The organism is Paenibacillus algorifonticola (assembly GCF_000971975.1).
GTDB lineage: Bacteria > Bacillota > Bacilli > Paenibacillales > Paenibacillaceae > Pristimantibacillus > Pristimantibacillus algorifonticola.
On record NZ_LAQO01000006.1, the window covers coordinates 121,001 to 139,662 of the forward strand.

General features: G+C 48.3%; 15 protein-coding genes. 14 read left to right on the forward strand and 1 reads right to left on the reverse strand.

All coding sequences use genetic code 11. The annotated features are described in order from the left end of the window. Positions 1–101 precede the first annotated feature (101 nt). The 14 genes from WH37_RS14160 (at position 102) to WH37_RS14225 (ending at position 16,482) form a co-directional block, all read left to right on the forward strand. Positions 102–1,130: a galactose ABC transporter substrate-binding protein gene (locus WH37_RS14160; RefSeq protein ID WP_074904919.1), complete on the forward strand. Its 1,029-nt coding sequence runs from the start codon at positions 102–104 to the stop codon at positions 1,128–1,130. A 243-nt stretch (positions 1,131–1,373) separates the two neighbouring features. Then, positions 1,374–2,885: a sugar ABC transporter ATP-binding protein gene (locus WH37_RS14165; protein WP_046231246.1), complete on the forward strand. Its 1,512-nt coding sequence runs from the start codon at positions 1,374–1,376 to the stop codon at positions 2,883–2,885. A 33-nt stretch (positions 2,886–2,918) separates the two neighbouring features. After that, on the forward strand, positions 2,919–3,938 hold the full coding sequence (gene mglC, locus WH37_RS14170) for a galactose/methyl galactoside ABC transporter permease MglC (protein ID WP_046231247.1): 1,020 nt from the start codon (positions 2,919–2,921) through the stop codon (positions 3,936–3,938). A gap of 247 nt (positions 3,939–4,185) precedes the next feature. Continuing rightward, a complete protein-coding gene (locus tag WH37_RS14175) occupies positions 4,186–4,530 on the forward strand; it encodes a hypothetical protein (RefSeq protein ID WP_046231248.1) in 345 nt (114 codons plus the stop codon). A 2-nt stretch (positions 4,531–4,532) separates the two neighbouring features. Then, a complete protein-coding gene (locus WH37_RS14180; RefSeq protein WP_046231249.1) occupies positions 4,533–5,591 on the forward strand; it encodes an FAD:protein FMN transferase in 1,059 nt (352 codons plus the stop codon). After that, complete coding sequence (locus WH37_RS14185) at positions 5,588–6,166, forward strand: ferric reductase-like transmembrane domain-containing protein (RefSeq protein ID WP_046231250.1); 579 nt, start codon at positions 5,588–5,590, stop codon at positions 6,164–6,166. Before WH37_RS14180 ends, WH37_RS14185 begins: the two co-directional genes overlap by 4 nt. Before the next feature lie 128 nt (positions 6,167–6,294). Beyond that, complete coding sequence (locus WH37_RS14190; RefSeq protein ID WP_177218036.1) at positions 6,295–7,356, forward strand: asparaginase; 1,062 nt, start codon at positions 6,295–6,297, stop codon at positions 7,354–7,356. Positions 7,357–7,420: 64 nt separating this feature from the next. Beyond that, positions 7,421–7,888, forward strand: a complete 468-nt coding sequence (gene bcp, locus WH37_RS14195; RefSeq protein ID WP_046231252.1) for a thioredoxin-dependent thiol peroxidase — start codon at positions 7,421–7,423, stop codon at positions 7,886–7,888. 327 nt (positions 7,889–8,215) lie between these two features. Beyond that, positions 8,216–10,573, forward strand: a complete 2,358-nt coding sequence (locus WH37_RS14200; protein WP_177218037.1) for a helix-turn-helix domain-containing protein — start codon at positions 8,216–8,218, stop codon at positions 10,571–10,573. A 242-nt stretch (positions 10,574–10,815) separates the two neighbouring features. Next, entirely contained in the window at positions 10,816–12,126 is a 1,311-nt protein-coding gene (locus WH37_RS14205) for an ABC transporter substrate-binding protein (protein ID WP_046231254.1), read from the forward strand. Positions 12,127–12,205: 79 nt separating this feature from the next. After that, positions 12,206–13,072, forward strand: a complete 867-nt coding sequence (locus WH37_RS14210) for a carbohydrate ABC transporter permease (protein WP_046231255.1) — start codon at positions 12,206–12,208, stop codon at positions 13,070–13,072. Positions 13,073–13,092: 20 nt separating this feature from the next. Further along, positions 13,093–13,965 carry a carbohydrate ABC transporter permease gene (locus WH37_RS14215; RefSeq protein ID WP_046231256.1) on the forward strand — a complete coding sequence of 291 codons (873 nt, stop codon included), beginning with the start codon at positions 13,093–13,095 and terminating at the stop codon, positions 13,963–13,965. Positions 13,966–14,005: 40 nt separating this feature from the next. Beyond that, positions 14,006–15,466, forward strand: coding sequence for a sulfatase (locus WH37_RS14220; RefSeq protein ID WP_046231257.1), 1,461 nt, complete (start codon positions 14,006–14,008; stop codon positions 15,464–15,466). Positions 15,467–15,513: 47 nt separating this feature from the next. Then, entirely contained in the window at positions 15,514–16,482 is a 969-nt protein-coding gene (locus WH37_RS14225; RefSeq protein ID WP_052736979.1) for a formylglycine-generating enzyme family protein, read from the forward strand. Positions 16,483–16,609: 127 nt separating this feature from the next. Here WH37_RS14225 and WH37_RS14230 read toward each other — a convergent pair whose 3' ends face one another. Continuing rightward, positions 16,610–18,478 carry an LTA synthase family protein gene (locus tag WH37_RS14230; RefSeq protein WP_046231258.1) on the reverse strand — a complete coding sequence of 623 codons (1,869 nt, stop codon included), beginning with the start codon at positions 18,476–18,478 and terminating at the stop codon, positions 16,610–16,612. Positions 18,479–18,662 lie beyond the last annotated feature (184 nt).

An 18,662-nucleotide genomic window follows, 5' to 3' on the forward strand; every position in this document is an offset into this window, starting at 1 on the left:
TCGTTTCTGGCTCCGTTTCAGCCATAATGAGGACACGAAAGAGAAACAGAGCTGCACACGCTCATCAGCATGAACCAAAAAAACGGGGAGGTCATGATGAAATGAAAAAAGTAACGGCTGCGCTGCTGATCGGCGCATTGACGGTAGCTGCAGGCTGCTCGGCATCAAACGGCAACGCAGGGGGAAGCGAGGGCGACCAGCCGAAGGTTGGGGTCGCGATTTACAAGTTCGACGATACGTTTATGACGGGCGTCCGCAACGCGATTACGGAAGCAGCGGCAGGCAAAGTACAGGTGGATATCGTAGACAGCCAAAACTCGCAGCCGACGCAAAATGACAAGGTTGACCTATTCATTACGAAGAAGGTCAAATCGATGATCATTAACCCGGTAGACCGCACAGCGGCGGGCGTCATTATTGATAAAGGCAAGGCAGCGGACATTCCGGTCGTGTTCGTCAACCGCGAGCCGCTGGCGGATGATATGGCGAAATGGGATAAGGTGTATTTTGTCGGAGCGAAGGCGGAGGAATCGGGCACAATGTCCGGCGATCTCATCGTCGACTATTGGAAGGCGCATTCGGAAGCGGATAAGAACGGCGACGGCGTGCTGCAATATGTGATGCTTAAAGGCGAGCCGGGCCATCAGGATGCCGAGCTGCGGACGAAGTTTTCCGTGCAGGCAATTGAGGATGCAGGCATTAAGGTCGAGAAGCTGGCGGAGGATACCGCGATGTGGGACCGCGTAAAAGGTCAGGAGAAGATGGCTGCGTTCATCGCTTCCCATGGCGATAAAATCGAAGCCGTCCTCGCCAACAACGATGATATGGCACTCGGTGCGATTGAAGCGCTGAAGGCGGCGGGCTATTTTACAGGCGATAAATATATTCCGGTTGTTGGCGTAGATGCTACCGCTCCTGCCATTCAGGCGCTGGATGAAGGTACGCTGCTCGGCACAGTGCTGAACGATGCGGTTAACCAAGGCAAGGCGACAGTGGAGCTGTCCCGCGTACTGGCTGCTGGCGAGACGCCAAGCAAGGAAAACACAGGCTTCGAAGTTACCGACGGCAAATACGTGTGGATTCCGTACCAGAAGGTAACGAGCGAGAACAAGGATGAAGTGCTGAAATAATCGCTAAGCCGGCTGCCTGCGGGGGTGGCGGTGGTTAGCGGATAAGGAGAGCAAGGGAAGCATTAGGCTGGCGCTGCCCTTGCTTTTTTTTCTAAAATATAAGCATTTATAAGTTTGTTCCTATAAATAGGCTTCTATTTCACCACGAAACGAGCATTGCCTCCAAAGGCTGGCAATGGCGTTTACGCTTGACTAATAACTTGATAATTTTAACTTAAATGTATGTAAAGGGGTGTTATACAAATGCCAGAGCATCCGGCTTATGTGCTAGAGATGAATAACATCTCCAAATCTTTTCCCGGCGTGAAGGCGCTCGACGATGTGACGCTGAAGCTGCGCCCCGGTACGGTACATGCCTTGATGGGTGAAAATGGTGCGGGGAAATCGACGCTGATGAAATGTCTGTTCGGCATCTATAAGCCCGACGGCGGCGAGATTATGCTGGGTGGGCAGCTGGTGCACATCAACAGCTCGAAGGATGCGCTGACCCTCGGGGTGTCGATGATCCATCAGGAGCTGAACCCGGTGCCGCAGCGCGACGTCATGGAAAATATCTGGCTGGGACGATTCCCGACCAGAGGTCTGGGGCCTTTGCAATTCATCGACCACCGCAAAATGCAGGAGGATACGGTGAAGCTGCTCAAAGATCTGGAGATGGATATTCATCCGAAACAAAAGGTAGGCGACCTATCCGTATCGAAAATTCAATCGCTGGAAATTGCCAAAGCGGTATCGTTTCACTCGAAAGTCATCGTCATGGACGAACCAACCTCCTCGCTCACTGGAAATGAAGTAGAGCAGCTGTTCCGCATCATTAATGAGCTGCGGCGGCGTGGCGTATCAATTATTTATATATCCCACAAAATGGAAGAAATATTGTGTATTTCAGATGATGTCACGATTATGCGAGATGGCAAGCATGTCGGTACTTGGGAAGCGAAGGAACTGACGATCGATAAAATCATTACCCGCATGGTGGGCAGGGATTTATCCAATCGTTATCCGGAGCGGACGAACGTGCCGGGCGAGGTGCTGCTGCGGGCAGAAGGCTTGACTTCAGTGCATCCGCATTCGTTTAAGGATGTTTCGTTTGAGCTGCGCAAGGGCGAGATTTTGGGACTCGGCGGGCTTGTAGGGGCACAGCGGACCGAGGTCATTGAAGCGCTGTTTGGCATGCGGGCGCTTAAGCAGGGCAGCATCCATCTGCATGGCAAAAAAATTAAAGTGAAGGCGCCGTCTGACGCCATTCGCCAAGGCATTGCGCTGCTTACCGAGGAGCGGCGGGTTACCGGGATTTTTCCCGTGCTGACGATTGCGGAAAATACAGTTATTGCGAATTTGGGTCGGTTCAAGACACCCTATGGCTTAATTAGCAATGCGCGGATTGGCGAAGTGTCGCAGCAAAGCGTGGAGAAGTTTCGGGTCAAAACGCCATCGACCAAGCAGCTGATTCGCAACTTGTCTGGCGGCAACCAGCAGAAGGTGCTGCTCGCCAGATGGCTGCTGACCGACCCGGAGGTGCTGCTGCTGGACGAACCGACGCGGGGCATCGATATCGGAGCAAAATACGAAATTTATTCGTTCATGATCGAGCTTGCCAAGCAGGGCAAAAGCATCATTATGATATCCTCCGAAATGCCGGAGCTGATCGGCATGTCCGACCGCATCATCGTCATGCGTGAGGGACGCATATCTGGCATCGTGGACGGCAAAGCGGCGACGGAAGAAGAAATTATGCGGCTTGCCGCACAATAATGGCGGGCAGGACAACTTGGAGGAGTGAATACGATGAATGCACTGGATGCAAAAGGAGTTAAGCATTTTTTCTCCCAAAATGCGATCTATATTATATTGGTTCTGCTTATTATTGGCATAGCAGTAGCCGACCCTAATTTTATCGGCATAACGACGCTGCGGGATATTTTGCTGCAATCGTCGACGCGGGTCATTATTGCTTTAGGCGTAGCGTTTGTGCTTATTACGGGAGGAACGGATTTGTCCGCTGGGCGGATCGTCGGCTTGAGCGCTGTCGTATCGGCATCCATGCTGCAAATGTCGGATTATCCACGCAAATTTTTCCCTAATCTGCCGGAGCTTCCGATTATTGTGCCAATTGTACTGGCGATTGTCGTCGGTTTGATTTTTGGCTTGATCAACGGTATTATTGTCGCAAAATTTCATGTTCCGCCGTTTATTGCGACGCTCGGCTCAATGGTTATCGTGTACGGCGTAAACTCGTTTTACTTCGATATGAAGCCGAACCAGTCGCAGCCGATTGGCGGCTTGAGCAAGGAATTCAGTAAGCTGGGGACCGGGTATATAGGGCCGAACGGCACGTATTCGATCCCGTATATCGTCATTATAGCGATTGTCGTCTCGTTTATCGTCTGGGTTATTTTCAACAATACGCGGCTGGGCAAAAATATGTATGCGATCGGCGGCAACATCCAAGCCGCGAATGTATCGGGCATTAATGTATCTCGCAATTTGATTTATATTTATGCGATTGCCGGCGCGCTTTATGGACTAGCAGGCGTGCTGGAGGCTGCCCGCACCGGGGGCGCAACGAATAACTACGGCAATATGTACGAGCTGGATGCGATTGCCGCCTGCGTCGTCGGCGGCGTATCGACGGCGGGCGGTGTCGGGCGCGTGCGCGGCATACTCGCCGGGGTACTGATTTTCAGTGTGATCAACTACGGTCTGACCTTTGTTGGCGTAAGCCCGTACTGGCAGCTCATTATTAAAGGGATGATTATTGTCGCTGCAGTTGCTTTCGACATTCGCAAGTATGTGGCGAAGAAGTAGCGGAGCAGCGGATTAACGAGGCAGTCGCTAGGAGAGATTTTTGTCTTCTGGAGAATAGTTAAGCTGAATAGAGGTAGGTGAAGAATGCGGTCCTAGGGCCGCATTCTTTTCTGTTGTATACAGGCTTAATCCGCATCGTAGAGTAGGGGCGTTTTCTTTTAGCGTTTCTTCAGATAGTTTTAACGCTACTTTCATCTTGGCTTCCTATACTAGGCTAAACTACAACGAGTAGGGTAGGTGGAGAAAGATGAGCGGAAATTCAAAATGGTTAAAATGGCAGCTTGGTGCCGCAGGTGCGGCCAGCGTGTTTATATTATTCAGTACGGTGCAAAATACAGCCGCTTTTCAGCAGGCGCAAGCGGCGGCGACGGGAGGCAGCACGGCTGCTGGCACGGAGCAGCAAGGTGATCAGCAGGATACGGTCGATCAGTGGTTGTCTACGGGGTCTGCCGACAGCGGCGGATCGGCTTGGAATGATGGGAGCAGCGACAGCAGCTGGTCGGACAGCTCCAGCCAAAGGAGCGACAGCAGCAGTGGAAGCGGCAGCTCCAGCAGTTCGGGCAGCATGCGCTCGCAGTCAGGCAGGTCTTGACGATGAGCGGCGGCCGGGGCACGATTCGTTTTCGGGCGATGAACACGGATATTGAGGTTTTGCTGGATTATGCGGCAGATGAGCGCCGCACAACGGCCTTTTATGCCGACCGTGCTCGCGACTGGTTCGAGGCGGTGGAGCAGCGCTTTAGCCGCTTCCGCTCAGATAGCGAGTGGAGCAGGCTGGGGCGTTCGGCAGGCAGCTGGAACGTCGTGTCGGATTGGCTGTTTGAGGTTATTGAAGCGGCTGAGAACTATCGCCTTATGACGGAAGGGGTGTTCGACCTGCGAATATTGCCGGGGCTGGAAGCATCCGGTTATTCGCAGTCCTTCGAGCACGCGGCGGCGTTTCAGGCGCGAGCAGGCGGTGCTGAGCAGCGGAAGCTGAGCCTGGCTGGCGAGCTGGAGCTGGACTATGGCATGAAGGCGGTGAAGCTCGCTGAGGGAACGAGCATCGACGCCGGCGGCATCGCCAAAGGCTGGGCTGTGCAAAAGCTCGCCGATTGGCTCAGGCGCAGCAGAAGGATTCCTGCAGGCATCGTTAATGCCGGAGGCGATCTGTATGCGTGGAATAGCGGGGACGCCGCCGCGCAGCCAGCGATTATTGATCTCCAGCACCCCTGGGAGGCTGGAGCCACAACCGGGGAGCTGCTGCTGGCTAATGGCGCAGTCGCGACCTCGGGGACGCTGGGCAGGCGCTGGGGAACGGGCAGCTCGGCCGCGCATCATTTGATTGATCCGCTGACGATGCAGCCAAGCGACAGTGACGTCGTTCAGGCAGCGGTTGCGGGCCCCGATGCCGTTGCCTGTGAAATATGGGCGAAGACGCTGTGCATCGGCGGCCTTGACAAGGGCATCCGGCTGATGGGCGAGCATGCGCGAGACTTTGAAGCCGTTATTTTCATGAGCAATGGTGAGATTGTGAAATATGGAAAAAGCCGAAAGCTTGGCTTGGAGTGGAATATCCCGGAGCAGCTGCATAGAGCGGGAGCGGCGACTAGAGCTGGGGCTAGAGCCGGCAGCGGAAGCGAGATCGAAAGTGAAAAGGAGGAATCGGCATGACGGAGTGGATTTTAAGCTGGCCAACATGGCAAATGACACGGGTACTGGGCATTGGCTCTTATTTGATGCTGTTCGTCGGCATGTCGCTGGGCATGCTGTACAGCTACCCGTTTGTGAAAGGGGCAAATAAAGCCCGCGTCTACAATTGGCATATCCGTTTTACGAATGGAGGAACGTTGCTGGCGCTGCTGCATATGGCGGTGCTCGTCATTGATAAGTATACCCCCTTTACATGGGGCGAGCTGTTGATCCCTTTTACCGCACATGATCATCCGGTGTTGTACGGCATAGGCACGCTTGCGCTTTACGGCATGCTGGTACTCATTTTGACCTCGGACCTGCGGCCGAAGCTGAAGCGCAAAGTGTGGCTCGCTATCCATATGCTGGCCTATCCGATCTATTTGCTGGCCCTGTTTCACGGCATTTTGGCTGGAACGGATACACAGCTTGGACTCGTGCAATTCATGTATGGCGCGACGTTAATCGTCACCGTTGGCCTGCTTTTGGGACGGGCGACCGTCAAGAAAAAGCCAGGCGCTGTGAAAAGTCGTGGTGTCATGGCAAAAGGCGGGTAACTTTTCCTGTAGCATCGTATAGGTTTAGACAGCTTGCGGAGAAGATAGTAGAATGAATGGGAATTGGTATGAACAGGCGGCTGGCGCGAAGGATGGCCTTCGAAGCCGCTGGATATGGAGGAAACCAAGTGAGCAATCTTCTTGTTATTTTCACGGGAGGGACGATTGGCAGCAAATCTGGCGCAGGAGCGATTAGCGTACGTGAAGCAGGCTCCTATGCGATTATTGAAGGCTATCAATCAGGCCCCCGTTACCGCGAGTCTGTCCAGCTGGAATGCGTTCAACCGCTGAATATACTCAGCGAAAATGTGGTGCCGGATGATTGGAATGTTTTAATTGAAACGATCCGCAGCGCAGACTTATCCCGTTATGACGGCATTATCGTCACCCACGGCTCGGATACGCTTGCATATTCGGCTGCGATGCTTAGCTATATTTTTTGTGATAGTCCCATCCCGATTGTGCTGGTGGCGAGCAACTATCCGCTTGGCGATCCGCGCAGCAATGGACTGCGCAACTTTACCTCGGCCGTTGAGTTCATAGATGGCGAGAAGCTGAAGGGCATCTACGTCGTCTATGAAAACAGCGCAGGCGAGGCCATCGTGTATTTAGGCACGCGCGTGACGCAGGCGGTGTCGTTCACCGATCAGCTGGAATGCCCGTATGACGTGCATTATGGCATCATGAGCGAGGGCAAGCTGATCGTAAATGAGCATCCTTACAACCCGTCCCCGCAGGAGCTGCGTTCTCGCGAGCCTGCCCCGAGCCCGTTCACCGCTGGCAAGGATAAGCTGCAATCGGGACTGCTGTATGTAAAGCCGTTTTCCGGCATGACGTATGACTATTTTGATTTTGGGCAAAAAGCGCCGAAGGCCGTCGTTCACGATCTGTTCCACTCCGGCACGGCGAACACGAGTGCAAGCGAGCGACATTCCCTGCTTGCATTCGCCAAATATTGCGCCGAGCATAGCGTAGACTTGTATTTGTGTCCGCTTAAGGACAGCTCGGAGACACTATATGCGTCGTCGGTCGCTTTGCAGCAGGCGGGAGTGTCTTTTATCGAAAATATGTCGGTGGATGCAGCGCTTATGAAGCTGACGCTCGCTTATTCCCTTTTTACCGATAAGCAGCAAATTCGCGAGTTTGTCATGAATACACCGCTTTTCTATGAGTTTGTGGCATCCCGTTGATGGGCATGCTATCGTTGTTTGAGTAAGCAAGCCGCAATATCCATTACAAAGGAGCTGTTCGGACATGACGCAAGTGCAAATCGGACAACAGGTTGAGAATTTTACATTGCCAGCCTCTAATGGCAAGGACGTATCGCTGCAGGACTATAAGGGCAAGAAGCTGGTCATTTATTTTTACCCGCGGGATATGACGCCGGGCTGTACAACAGAGTCTTGCGATTTCCGTGATTTCAATGGACAATTCAAAACGTTCAATACCGAAGTCATTGGCATCAGCCCGGATGATTTGGCGTCGCATGATCAGTTCATTGCTGCTCATGAGCTTCCTTTCCTGCTGCTCTCGGATACAGAAAATCAGGTTGCCGAGCAGTTTGGCGTATGGAAGCTGCGCAGCCGTAATGGCGAGGAGTTTATGGGCATCGAGCGCTCGACCTTTCTGATCGATGAAGAGGGCAAGCTAGTGAAAGAATGGCGCAGCGTCGTCGTTGAGGGCCATGTGCAGGAAGTGCTGGAGGCGGCAAGCCAAGCTTAGCTTGCAAAGTGATACAAGCTTTGCGAGGAGCTAGCTAGTGGGTACTAGTTAAGCTCCATTCTTTTCACCGATATCTCCATCGAAAATAAAGCGGCAGGAAGGACCCGAGCATTACGCTCTGATCCCTACTGCCGCTTATTTTGTATGCCTCCGTTATTGCTGTGGCCGCGTTCCTTATATAAATCGTATTTTCAGCCAATGCTTATAAATAGGTTACTGGAACAGGACGGTCGATTCATTGTTCCGACAAAATTCAACACCTTTACGAAAGTAGGCCATGTATATATTATTAAGCTTACAATAGATACTTACTGGAGAGGTGGCAGCATGATAAAACTACTGCTAAGGGTTCTAATGAGCAGCCGGTTCAAGGATATATCCGTACGGCTTTTTCTGGCATTATCCGTAGCGATATTATTGCCTTTGCTTTACATTTTTCTCCAGGATCGCTTTTACACGGAGAAGGTGAAGAAAAAGAACTTCGATTTGCATGTGACGCAAAATATGGATATTGGAAAAAACATGATTGACAACTTAATCGCCGATTTTGAAACGAAAACGATTGCTTTTACGAACAGCAGGGCGGTGTTAAACACATTAAATAAGCCAGGGCTAACGGAGGATTTGTCCGACTTTCTGAATTTAAAAAATGAGCTGAATTTTTATTCCGATTCCTTATGCTGCTTAGATAGTGTGAATTTGATCTTTCATGAGAAGGGTTTGACGAAAACGATTAAAGATGGAACCATTCGTTTGAATAAAATTTCTCTTGAACAATGGAATGAGCTAGCAGACGCTATGAGATCGAATGGCAATTGGCAGCTTTATGAAGACTCTTGGTTTACAGAGCAAGAGAGCAAGGGAGAGCAGCTGATCTCATTAATCCGGCCGGTTCCCGCCCTTGGGAAGGAGCTTCAAGGTCTCATTATTATAAATTTAGATCCTAAGGCGTTGTTCAGTAAGCCTAATCTTTCAAAATCTGGCGATTTGCTGTGGGTTCTAAGCCCAGATGAAAGCCAGGCATTTGAAACGGCGCAAGGCTCTGATGTGAACGGCGAACCGTTCAAAATGATCTATAGCGATTTGAGGAATTCGCCTGAATTTATAGAGGTTTCCTATCAAAATAAAGATTATTTTGTTCAAATGAAAAAATCGGAGCGAACGGGCTGGAAATATATCTACCTAGTGCCCGCTAGCGAGATTGAAGCAAACGATACTTTGCAAGCGCTTTTAATTATATTTATTATCATTATTGTTCTGCTATCAGCCGTGTATATGGTCATGGAGCTAAGGAGGGTTTATCGCCCCGTTCAGAAACTGCTTGGTTTGTTCCACACCAATAAAGCGGCGTCTCTACCACCAGGCAGAGGAGATGATGAATTCGCATTTCTCTTATCGGCCGTCACTTCATTAATGGACAAGGGAGTTGCCTTGGAAGGACAAATGAAGGCGAGCCTCTCGCACACCAGGCAAAGCATAATGAAGGAAATGCTGACTCAGCCCATGGGCAATCATCAAAAAAGGCTGGAAATATTAGAGAAGAACGGGATCATCGTATTTCCACATGGTTTTATAGTTAGTGTTATACGGATCACCGACCTTATCGATTTTAAAATGAAATACAGCAGCTTCGATCAAGCGCTTCTGCGATTTTTTATAACGAAAATGGCGGAGGAGGTATCTGCCAAACAATTCAATATTATTACGGTCGATACCGATGAGCGTGATGTCATTCTTATTTTCAATTTATCAGAGTCTGTAGAGCTGGAGTATGGACGCCAAAGGGCCTTTGATACAATGGATGAGATCTATGGACATCTGAAAACGTACTTGCCTCTTCAAATTAGTATAGGCTTAGGTGATTTAGAATGGGACTTGTCAACCTTGTCGAGATCATATGAGCAGGCCAAGCGTGCTTTAGCCACCTATGTCATAAAAGATAAGGAGCATATAAAGCCTGCCTGGCTGATCCAGGACGACACGGATATCCATATTTACATGAACGATTTGCGGGAGAAAGCCCAGAGAAATATTAATCAGGCCTTTTTTGCAGGTGATTTATCCCAGGTATCGGCCGCTCTTCATCGCTTGAGAAAAAGCTTCATGGAGATGAAGGAATATCCTGTCGTGCTTGTACGGCATACTTATTTGGAAATTATAATGACTGTACTGGGGAAAATAAATGATATAAACAGGAAGCCGAGCGCTGCCTTCGATATTACGATCATCTGTGATCGAATCAATCATATCGTTACGATAGACCGTATTGTTCAATATACGGAAACGCTGTTGAGGGATTGGATGGTTATTCCAGACATTTTGCAGAAGACCGAAGAGCCAACCATTGTGCAAAAAATGTTGGAGTATATCAATCTGAATTTTAATAAAGAAATATCATTGAATGGAATAGCTGCTCAGCTTGAGCTTGACCCATCGTATGTAAGTCGATTGTTCAAGCAGGAGGTGGGAACCAATTTCATAGACTACCTGATTACCCTTCGAATCAATCAGGCCAAATATTTATTAGTGAACAGCAAGCTGACGGTGAACGAAATATCGGAAAATGTGGGCTACAATAATGTGCATAGCTTTATTCGCGCTTTTAAAAAATATGAGCTTTTAACGCCCGGGAATTACCGGGACTCCATCAATCAACGCGCTTTGGACAATCAAAAAGTGTATTAATTGGCATAACAGAACCATATCAGAATGTGTACACTACCTCAAAAATGGTGAATAGGAATCAAAAGGACCCGATTTTGGCACAATGGAACTGCAATTATTGCATGCATCCATGTTGTCAAAAATGGGTCATTTTTTTTAGCGGTTAGCTTTTATACAATGGGTCCATATTCAAGAAGGCTTGGATATAACATTTGAAAGCGTTTTAATTTTGTGCTTTATTAACTGAAAAAGGGGATGAGCTTTTGAAAAAGATTAAAAAAGTGAGCTTATTATCAATGGTCGGCATCACGCTGGTAGTCGCCGGCTGCGGACAGGGAACTAATGCCGGGAATGGTACCGGCAGCACCGCCAACTCCAAAAATAACGGGAAATCGGGCGAGGCGGAGACGGTGCTGCAATTTTGGTACCCCGGTCATGAGGAAACAATCACCGGGCCTGTGAAAGAGCTAATTGCTGGCTTTGAGCAAGAGAATCCTACCATTAAAATCGAATACACGCCGATTCCCTGGAAGGATTATTTCCAGAAGCTAACGGTTGCTTACAGCGCGGGGTCTGCTCCTGATGTACACGGTCTAGGTTTTGGACAACTGATTTCGACGGTAGATCAAGACAAGTATATGGATCTCAATCCATTCATTGAAAAATCCAAATGGGATGGGAAGGAAGATTATTTCCCCGATATTTTACAGGCCGGCCAATGGCAAGGTGGTCAATACGGGCTGCTGATGCCAGATATACGTCCGCTGGTGTGGAGAAAGGATTTCTTTAAAGAAGCAGGCCTTGATCCTGAAACGCCGCCTCAAACGCTTGATGAGTTGTTCACATTTGCAGAAAAGCTTAAGAAGGTGGAAACCGGAAAAACGGTGCGTGCAGGAATAGACATTCCGTCATCAAATGGTGAACAGGCCTTTCTGTCTATGCTGATGCTGCAAGGAGAAAATTATTATCAAGAGGACGGAACTCCAACGTTTGACTCGGATGCAAGTATTAGTCTATTAGAAAAGATGGTTAATCTCAATAAAAATGGCGCTCTAATTTCATATAACGGTTTGCGTTTAGAGGGCTCGTTATTTCAAAATAGCGAAGCGGCAATGGGATTCACAGCACCGTATGCTTTAGTTAATTTAAAGAAAACGGTTGGCGCGGAAAATATCGGGTATTCCTTTCCTCCAAAGGGAAGCGCAGGAAAACAAACGGCTCTCATGCTAGGGACCTTCCTGACCATGTCGAAGAGCACGAAGTATGGAGATGCTGCCTGGAAGTTCATGGAGTATTGGACGAAGAAGGAGAATCTGCTCCAAATCTCTGTAGCCAGCGGATACATTCCGGCTCGAAAATCATTGAAAGAGGAGTATGTGAAGCTGGCTCCCGAGAATCAAGTGTTATTCGGTCTAATGAACGATGCGAGAGGATTTACGCCTTCGAGCTCATGGGCAATCAATTCCAAATATTTGCGTAATGCGTTGGAAGAAGCTTATTTTGCAGCAAAGACACCGGAACAGGCAATGAAGGATAATGCTCAGAAAGCGAAAGAAGAATTGAAGCTGAATTAAAAAATATGGATGCCTATGGGTATAGGGAAGACATGAATATCCTTATGCCCATAGCTTCAAATGAACTAGAGGTGTGTTCATGAGAAAGCTTTATCATACGTCACTACCGTATCTGATGATTTTCCCCAATGTATTCATCTATGTTGTATTTATTTTATTGCCGTTAGTATGGGTCTGCTACCTTAGTCTTACGGATTATAACGTATTGTCCCCAGGAAAATGGGTGGGGTTAGAAAATTACACAATGATGCTTGCAGACGATATATATCTGAAGGCAGTTCGAAATACGATTTTTTATTGGGTTGGAACGACGCTCCCAACTATGTTTCTGGGGCTGCTGATTGCTGTTTTACTAAATTCAAAAATTCGCGGATTGGCCGTGTTTCGGGCGGCTGTATACTTGCCAGGAATTATGTCTTCGATTGCGGTAGCCCTCACCTGGCTGTGGCTGTTGAACCCAACGCAAGGGCCTATCAATCATTTTTTGGATTGGATCGGCCTTCCGTCGCTGGATTGGCTGCAAAATATGAAAGCCGCGCTGCCTGCAGTTACGGTTGTAGGGACGTGGATGGGAGTAGGCTTTGCCATGATTATTTATTTATCCGGCCTTCAGGGTATACCGGATCATTTGTACGAGGCAGCGAGCATTGACGGAGCCGCTGGAGTACGCAAATTTGTCTCCATTACCATTCCGATGCTGAAGCCGGTAACCTTTTTCCTCTTTGTGACAGTAACGATTCGTTCGTTCCAAGTATTTGATCTAGTGTACGTGCTAACGGGTGGGGGACCCGTCAATTCCACTACTACAATTGTAAATGAAGTTTTTAAAGCTGGTTTTCAAGAGTACAGAATGGGCTACGCTTCCTCACTGGCAATCTCACTGCTGCTGATTACTATGCTGATTACTTTAATTAATTATAAATTTGGTTCCAAGCAGGATGCGTGACTGAGGAAAGGTGGATCAAGATGGCGCTTCAAGCAAATCAGATGAAAAAATGGCTATTATATGCTGTGCTCATATTTATTTCAATGGCAATGGTCCTGCCGCTCCTTATCATGATCTTTACAGCCTTAAAGGGAGACGCAGAGTTTTCCTCAGGCGTGAATACTTTTTTTCCGAAGGAATGGAAGTTTACGAACTTCATCCTCGCCCTTCAAGCAACGAACTGGGCCGTTTACTTCAAGAACTCTTTAATTGTTACAGCTATTACCGTGGCAGGCAGCTTGTTTTTTAATACCTTGTCCGGCTATGCCTTCGCACGATTGTCATTCAAGGGAAGAGACCTTATTTTTATAGCTCTTTTGTTGGGGCTTATGGTCCCGGCACAGGTTACGATTATTCCTCAATTTATGATTATGAAATCGATTCCGCTATTTGGCGGAAACGACATTTGGGGAAATGGCGGGAACGGTTGGCTTGATACGTATGCCGCCCTCATCATACCGGAATTATCCGGCGCCTTTGGCATCTTTTTTGCCCGGCAATTTTACTTGAGCTTCCCTAAGGAGCTTGATGATGCGGCTGGGATAGATGGCTGTGGTGTGCTAGCCAGATATTTTAAAATTTATCTTCCAATGAGCGGTCCCGTAATCGCCTCGCTCGGCATATTGAAAACCGTAGCGGTCTGGAATGATTTTTTTCACCCCTTGGTGTTTACTACAAAAGAAGCGATGCGTACGGTACAACTGGGGCTTTCCGTATTTCAAGGCCAATTCAGCGTAGCCTATAATTTGCAAATGGCAGCGACCTTGGTCGTTTCGCTTCCTTTAATTATTATGTTTTTTGTTTTTCAAAAGTATTTTGTGCAAAGCATGCTCTCATCCAGTGTCAAGGGATAGCTAGGTAAGGTCGAATAATAGACGAAAGAGAGGCAATAAAATGAAGGCTATCATGCTGATGTTCGATACATTAAACAGGCATATGCTTCCACCTTATGGATGCAACTGGGTTCACGCCCCTAATTTCCAGAGGCTGGCAGAAAGAACGGTTGTTTTTGATCAAGCTTATGTGGGAAGTATGCCTTGTATGCCGGCAAGGCGTGAGCTCCATACAGGAAGACATAATTTTCTTCATCGCAGCTGGGGGCCTATGGAGCCGTTTGACGATTCTATGCCGGAGCAGTTGAAAAGAAACGGTATTTACTCTCATCTGGTGACCGATCATCAGCATTATTGGGAGGATGGTGGCTGCACGTACCACACGCGGTACAATTCCTTTGAGCTGGTGCGCGGGCAGGAAGGAGATCCGTGGAAGGGGCATGTGGCTAATCCGAAACAGTCGGGGAATAATAAAATGAAGCAAATGCATCAGCTGATTCGACAAGACTGGGTGAATCGGGAATATATTAAGGAGGAAATGGATTTTCCTCAGGCGCAAACGATGGCAAAAGGGCTGGAGTTTATTCGAACTAATCATGAGGAGGATCGCTGGTTCGTCCAGATCGAAACCTTTGACCCACATGAGCCTTTTTTTGCGATGCAAAAATATCGGGATTTATATCCTCACCTATACAATGGTGAACATTTTGATTGGCCTCCGTATGGTCCTGTTGAGGAATCGCAACAAGAAATCGATCATGTTCGCTACGAATATGCTGCATTGCTTAGTATGTGTGATCATTATCTAGGTAATTTATTGGATACTATGGACGAGCTTGAGCTTTGGGAAGACACGATGCTTATTGTTAACACGGATCATGGTTATTTACTTGGCGAGCATGACTGGTGGGCCAAATCCATTATGCCTTTCTACAATGAAATTGCTCATATGCCGCTATTTATATGGGACCCACGCAGCGGGAAGCAGCAAGAGCGGCGAAGCAGTCTCGTGCAGACGATTGATTTGGCGCCAACCTTGCTTGACTATTTTGGTTTGGATATTCCTGCAGATATGCAGGGCAAAGCTTTAAAGGAAACGATTGCTTCCGATAAAGAAGTCCGTCAGGCTGCGTTGTTTGGCTTGCACGGCGGGCATGTCAATGTGACAGATGGCCGATATGTGTACATGCGGGCTCCTATCACCAAGGATAACAGTCCATTGTATAACTATACACTCATGCCAACGCATATGCGCAGCTTGTTTACCGTAGAGGAATTGTCTAAATTAAGCCTTCACGAACCGTTCTCATTCACTAAAGGCGTACAAACGTTGAAGATCGGAGCCTCCTCCTATAATCATTCCCATGCTTTCGGCACATTATTATTTGATGTGTTAGAGGACCCTTTACAGAAACAGCCTTTACAGGACCCTGAAATAGAAATGAAAATGATCAAGCTGCTCAAGGAGCTTATGGAGACGAACGAGGCTCCGGCGGAGCAGTATGTGCGGCTCGGTTTATAACCTTGTAGACTCATATGAATCGAATATAGAAAGCGGTGACTCCGTGTATGGAATCGAATAAGCCAGCATGCTGTTCTGCAAGCCGAAATGCGATCCAATCCAATCATCGGATGCCTGCTAATGATCTAATGCCATCAAATGGCGAAAGCGATAAAAGTACAGAGCAAATGATTTTATTGCCGGGCGGAACGTTTTTGATGGGTACTAATGACCAAGAGGGTTTCTCGTCCGATGGAGAAGGGCCTGTTCGGGAAATAGAGGTTTCATCATTCTATATAGCTCCTTGTACAGTAACGAATTTTGAATTTAAACAATTTATACATGCTACAGGGTATAAGACGGAAGCGGAAACCTTTGGCTGGTCGTACGTCTTTCATCTTTTTGTATCAGAGGCTGCTTCGATGAACGTCATCGATTCCGTCCGGCACTCGCCATGGTGGCTGGCTGTAGAAGGTGCAGATTGGTGTCATCCCTCTGGACCTGATTCTGGTATCGAGGAGCTGCTGGATCATCCGGTCATCCATATTTCATGGAACGATGCAATGGCCTACTGTCGTTGGGCTGGAAAAAGATTGCCTACGGAAGCGGAGTGGGAATATGCGGCGAGAGGCGGTCTTGTCCAGAAAAGATATCCGTGGGGGGACGAATTGAAGCCCGGCGGAAAGCATATGTGCAACATTTGGCAAGGTAAATTTCCATTGAAAAATCATGCGAGCGACGGTTATGAAGGCACGGCTCCCGCACAGTCTTATGATAGCAATGGGTACGGTTTATATAATGCATCTGGAAATATATGGGAATGGTGTTCTGACTGGTTTAGCCCAACCTATCATATAGAAGGCAAAAAGGTTAACCCGATTGGTCCCTCAACGGGGGTTAGCAAGGTTGTTCGCGGGGGCTCCTATTTATGCCATAAGTCGTATTGTAATCGATTCCGTGTGGCGGCGCGCAGTAGGAATACACCCGATAGCACGACCGGAAATATGGGATTCCGCTGTGCGGCTGATGTTCATTAGCTGATTCTCATTAATAGAAACATAAGAAAACTTGATTAATGGCAGGTTGTAAACCTGCCTTATCATAAAACAAGCGGCAGGCAGGACCCGAGCATTACGCGTGGGTCCCGCCTGCCGCTTGTTTGTGTCATTTCTGCGGCTCGCGGTCTGGCAGCTGGCTAACGTAGCTGTCGGAGAGCTGGAGCAGCTCCAGCGCGCGGTTGTATTCATCCTCGGTTGCTTCCTTGGCGCTTTCCATGCCATCGCCTGCGAGCGGGTGATGGGTGCCATCGTCGTAGCCGCTGCCGGACAGGAACAGCTCCTTGCTGCTGACGAAGGAGCCCGTCGGCAAATAATAGCGCTGTGGCAGCAGGTTATACGAGGTGTTGTTCAGCAAATCTTGACCGAAATGAATTTGCTTATCCAGCGAAACGCCAAGCAAGTTCGAAATCGTTGGCAGCAAATCAACCTGCCCGCCTAGCTGATCAAACTCCTTAGGCGAGGTAATGCCGGGTGAAGCAATGACAAGAGGAATATTAATCATATCGGTATAGCTGTACTCATAACCGTAAATTTCCGCCATTAACGCTTTATCATCGCGATCCAGCGAATAAATCGGCAAGCCCAGATGGTCGCCATACAAAACGATCAGGCTGTCATCCCAGAGGCCGCGCTGCTTGAGGTCGTCAATAAATTGGCCGAGTACGTAATCCGCATAGTTCTGTGCCCGAATGTAGTCGCCGACGAATGTGCCTTCGTAACGCTCGGGCAGCTCCATTTTATACTTCGTATCCGGTATGGTGAAAGGGTGGTGAGCGGTCATCGAAATGACTTGGGCATAAAATGGCTGATCCTTGCTGTCCATTTTCTCCAGCTCATCCGCTGTTTTCTTATAAAGCACCTCATCGGAGGCGCCGAAAAATACCGTATCGTCTTCACCGAAAAACGCTTTATCATAATAGCGATTGAAGCCGAGCGCCTGATACAGCTCTCCGCGGTTCCAAAACTCCACGACATTCGTATGGAACGTCGCCGTATCATAGCCGTTTTCCGTCAAAATTCGCGGCAGGCTCGGCAGTACCTTGCCAGCATACACTTGGGTAGCCGCGCCATTTGGCGGAATATAATAGGACGTGTTTACAATGAATTCGGCATCGGACGTATTGCCCTGGCCCACCCCTTGGTAAAAATGCTTGAAATAATAGTTTTCCTTCGCCAGCTTATTCATATTCGGCGTAATTTCCTTGCCGTCAATGGTGAGGCCAATAAGGAAGTTTTGGAACGATTCCAGTTGGATAATAATTAGGTTCTTGCCCTTGGCGGCGCCTTGCAGCTGCGGTGAAGCGACAGGCTCAAGCGTCTTGAGGCTGTTGATTTTCTCCTGCGTAATCGTGGAGGAATCGACAAGCTCCGGTTCTTTTTTACCAAAAATCGTATAGGCCTCATAATTCAGAATGCCCATTTGCTCCGCTTTCACAATCTCGTTCATGCTGGCGCTATTCGGCAAAATGTTGAACAGGCACAGGCCGAGCGATACCGCGAAGACGCTTGTTAACATTCTTTTGCTCACGCTGGTCTGGCTGGCGGTTTTCCAATACTGCGCCTTCTGCTTGCGCATGAGAAAATAAAACATAAGGATCACATCGATAAAGACGAGTAAATAATACGGGTCCATCAGTGAAAATACGCTGTTGCTGACCGCCGTCACCTGATTGACCTGCTTTAGGGCAGAGGTGGTGACGATGACGCCGTAATATTTATAGTACATCAGCACAGCAAAGAGGATGGCCGTTATTAATAAATTCGCTGTTAAATAATAAGTCAGCTTGCGTTTTGTCGCGAACCATTCAATGAGGCAAAAGACGATTAAGGCAAATGGAACCTCCTTGAACAAGGTGCTCCACGACGGACTTCCGAATACAACCATCCACGTGAGATAGCTTTTGAAAAGAACAATAATGGAGAAAGCAATGATTGGTCTGGTGCTGAACAGACGTTTTGGTGCAGATAAAGTCAAAATATCTCCTACCTTTCCTCGCCAAATAAGGGCCGAGTTCCTCGTAAATTTACGATAAATTCATACTTATTATGCCTCTTCCCATAGTAGAATGTCAAAATGCAAAAATAACCCTATGCCGCATATTCGCGAAAAAGGATCACAAAAATTACATTGGAAATTTCGGCAACCTTTTAAGACAGAA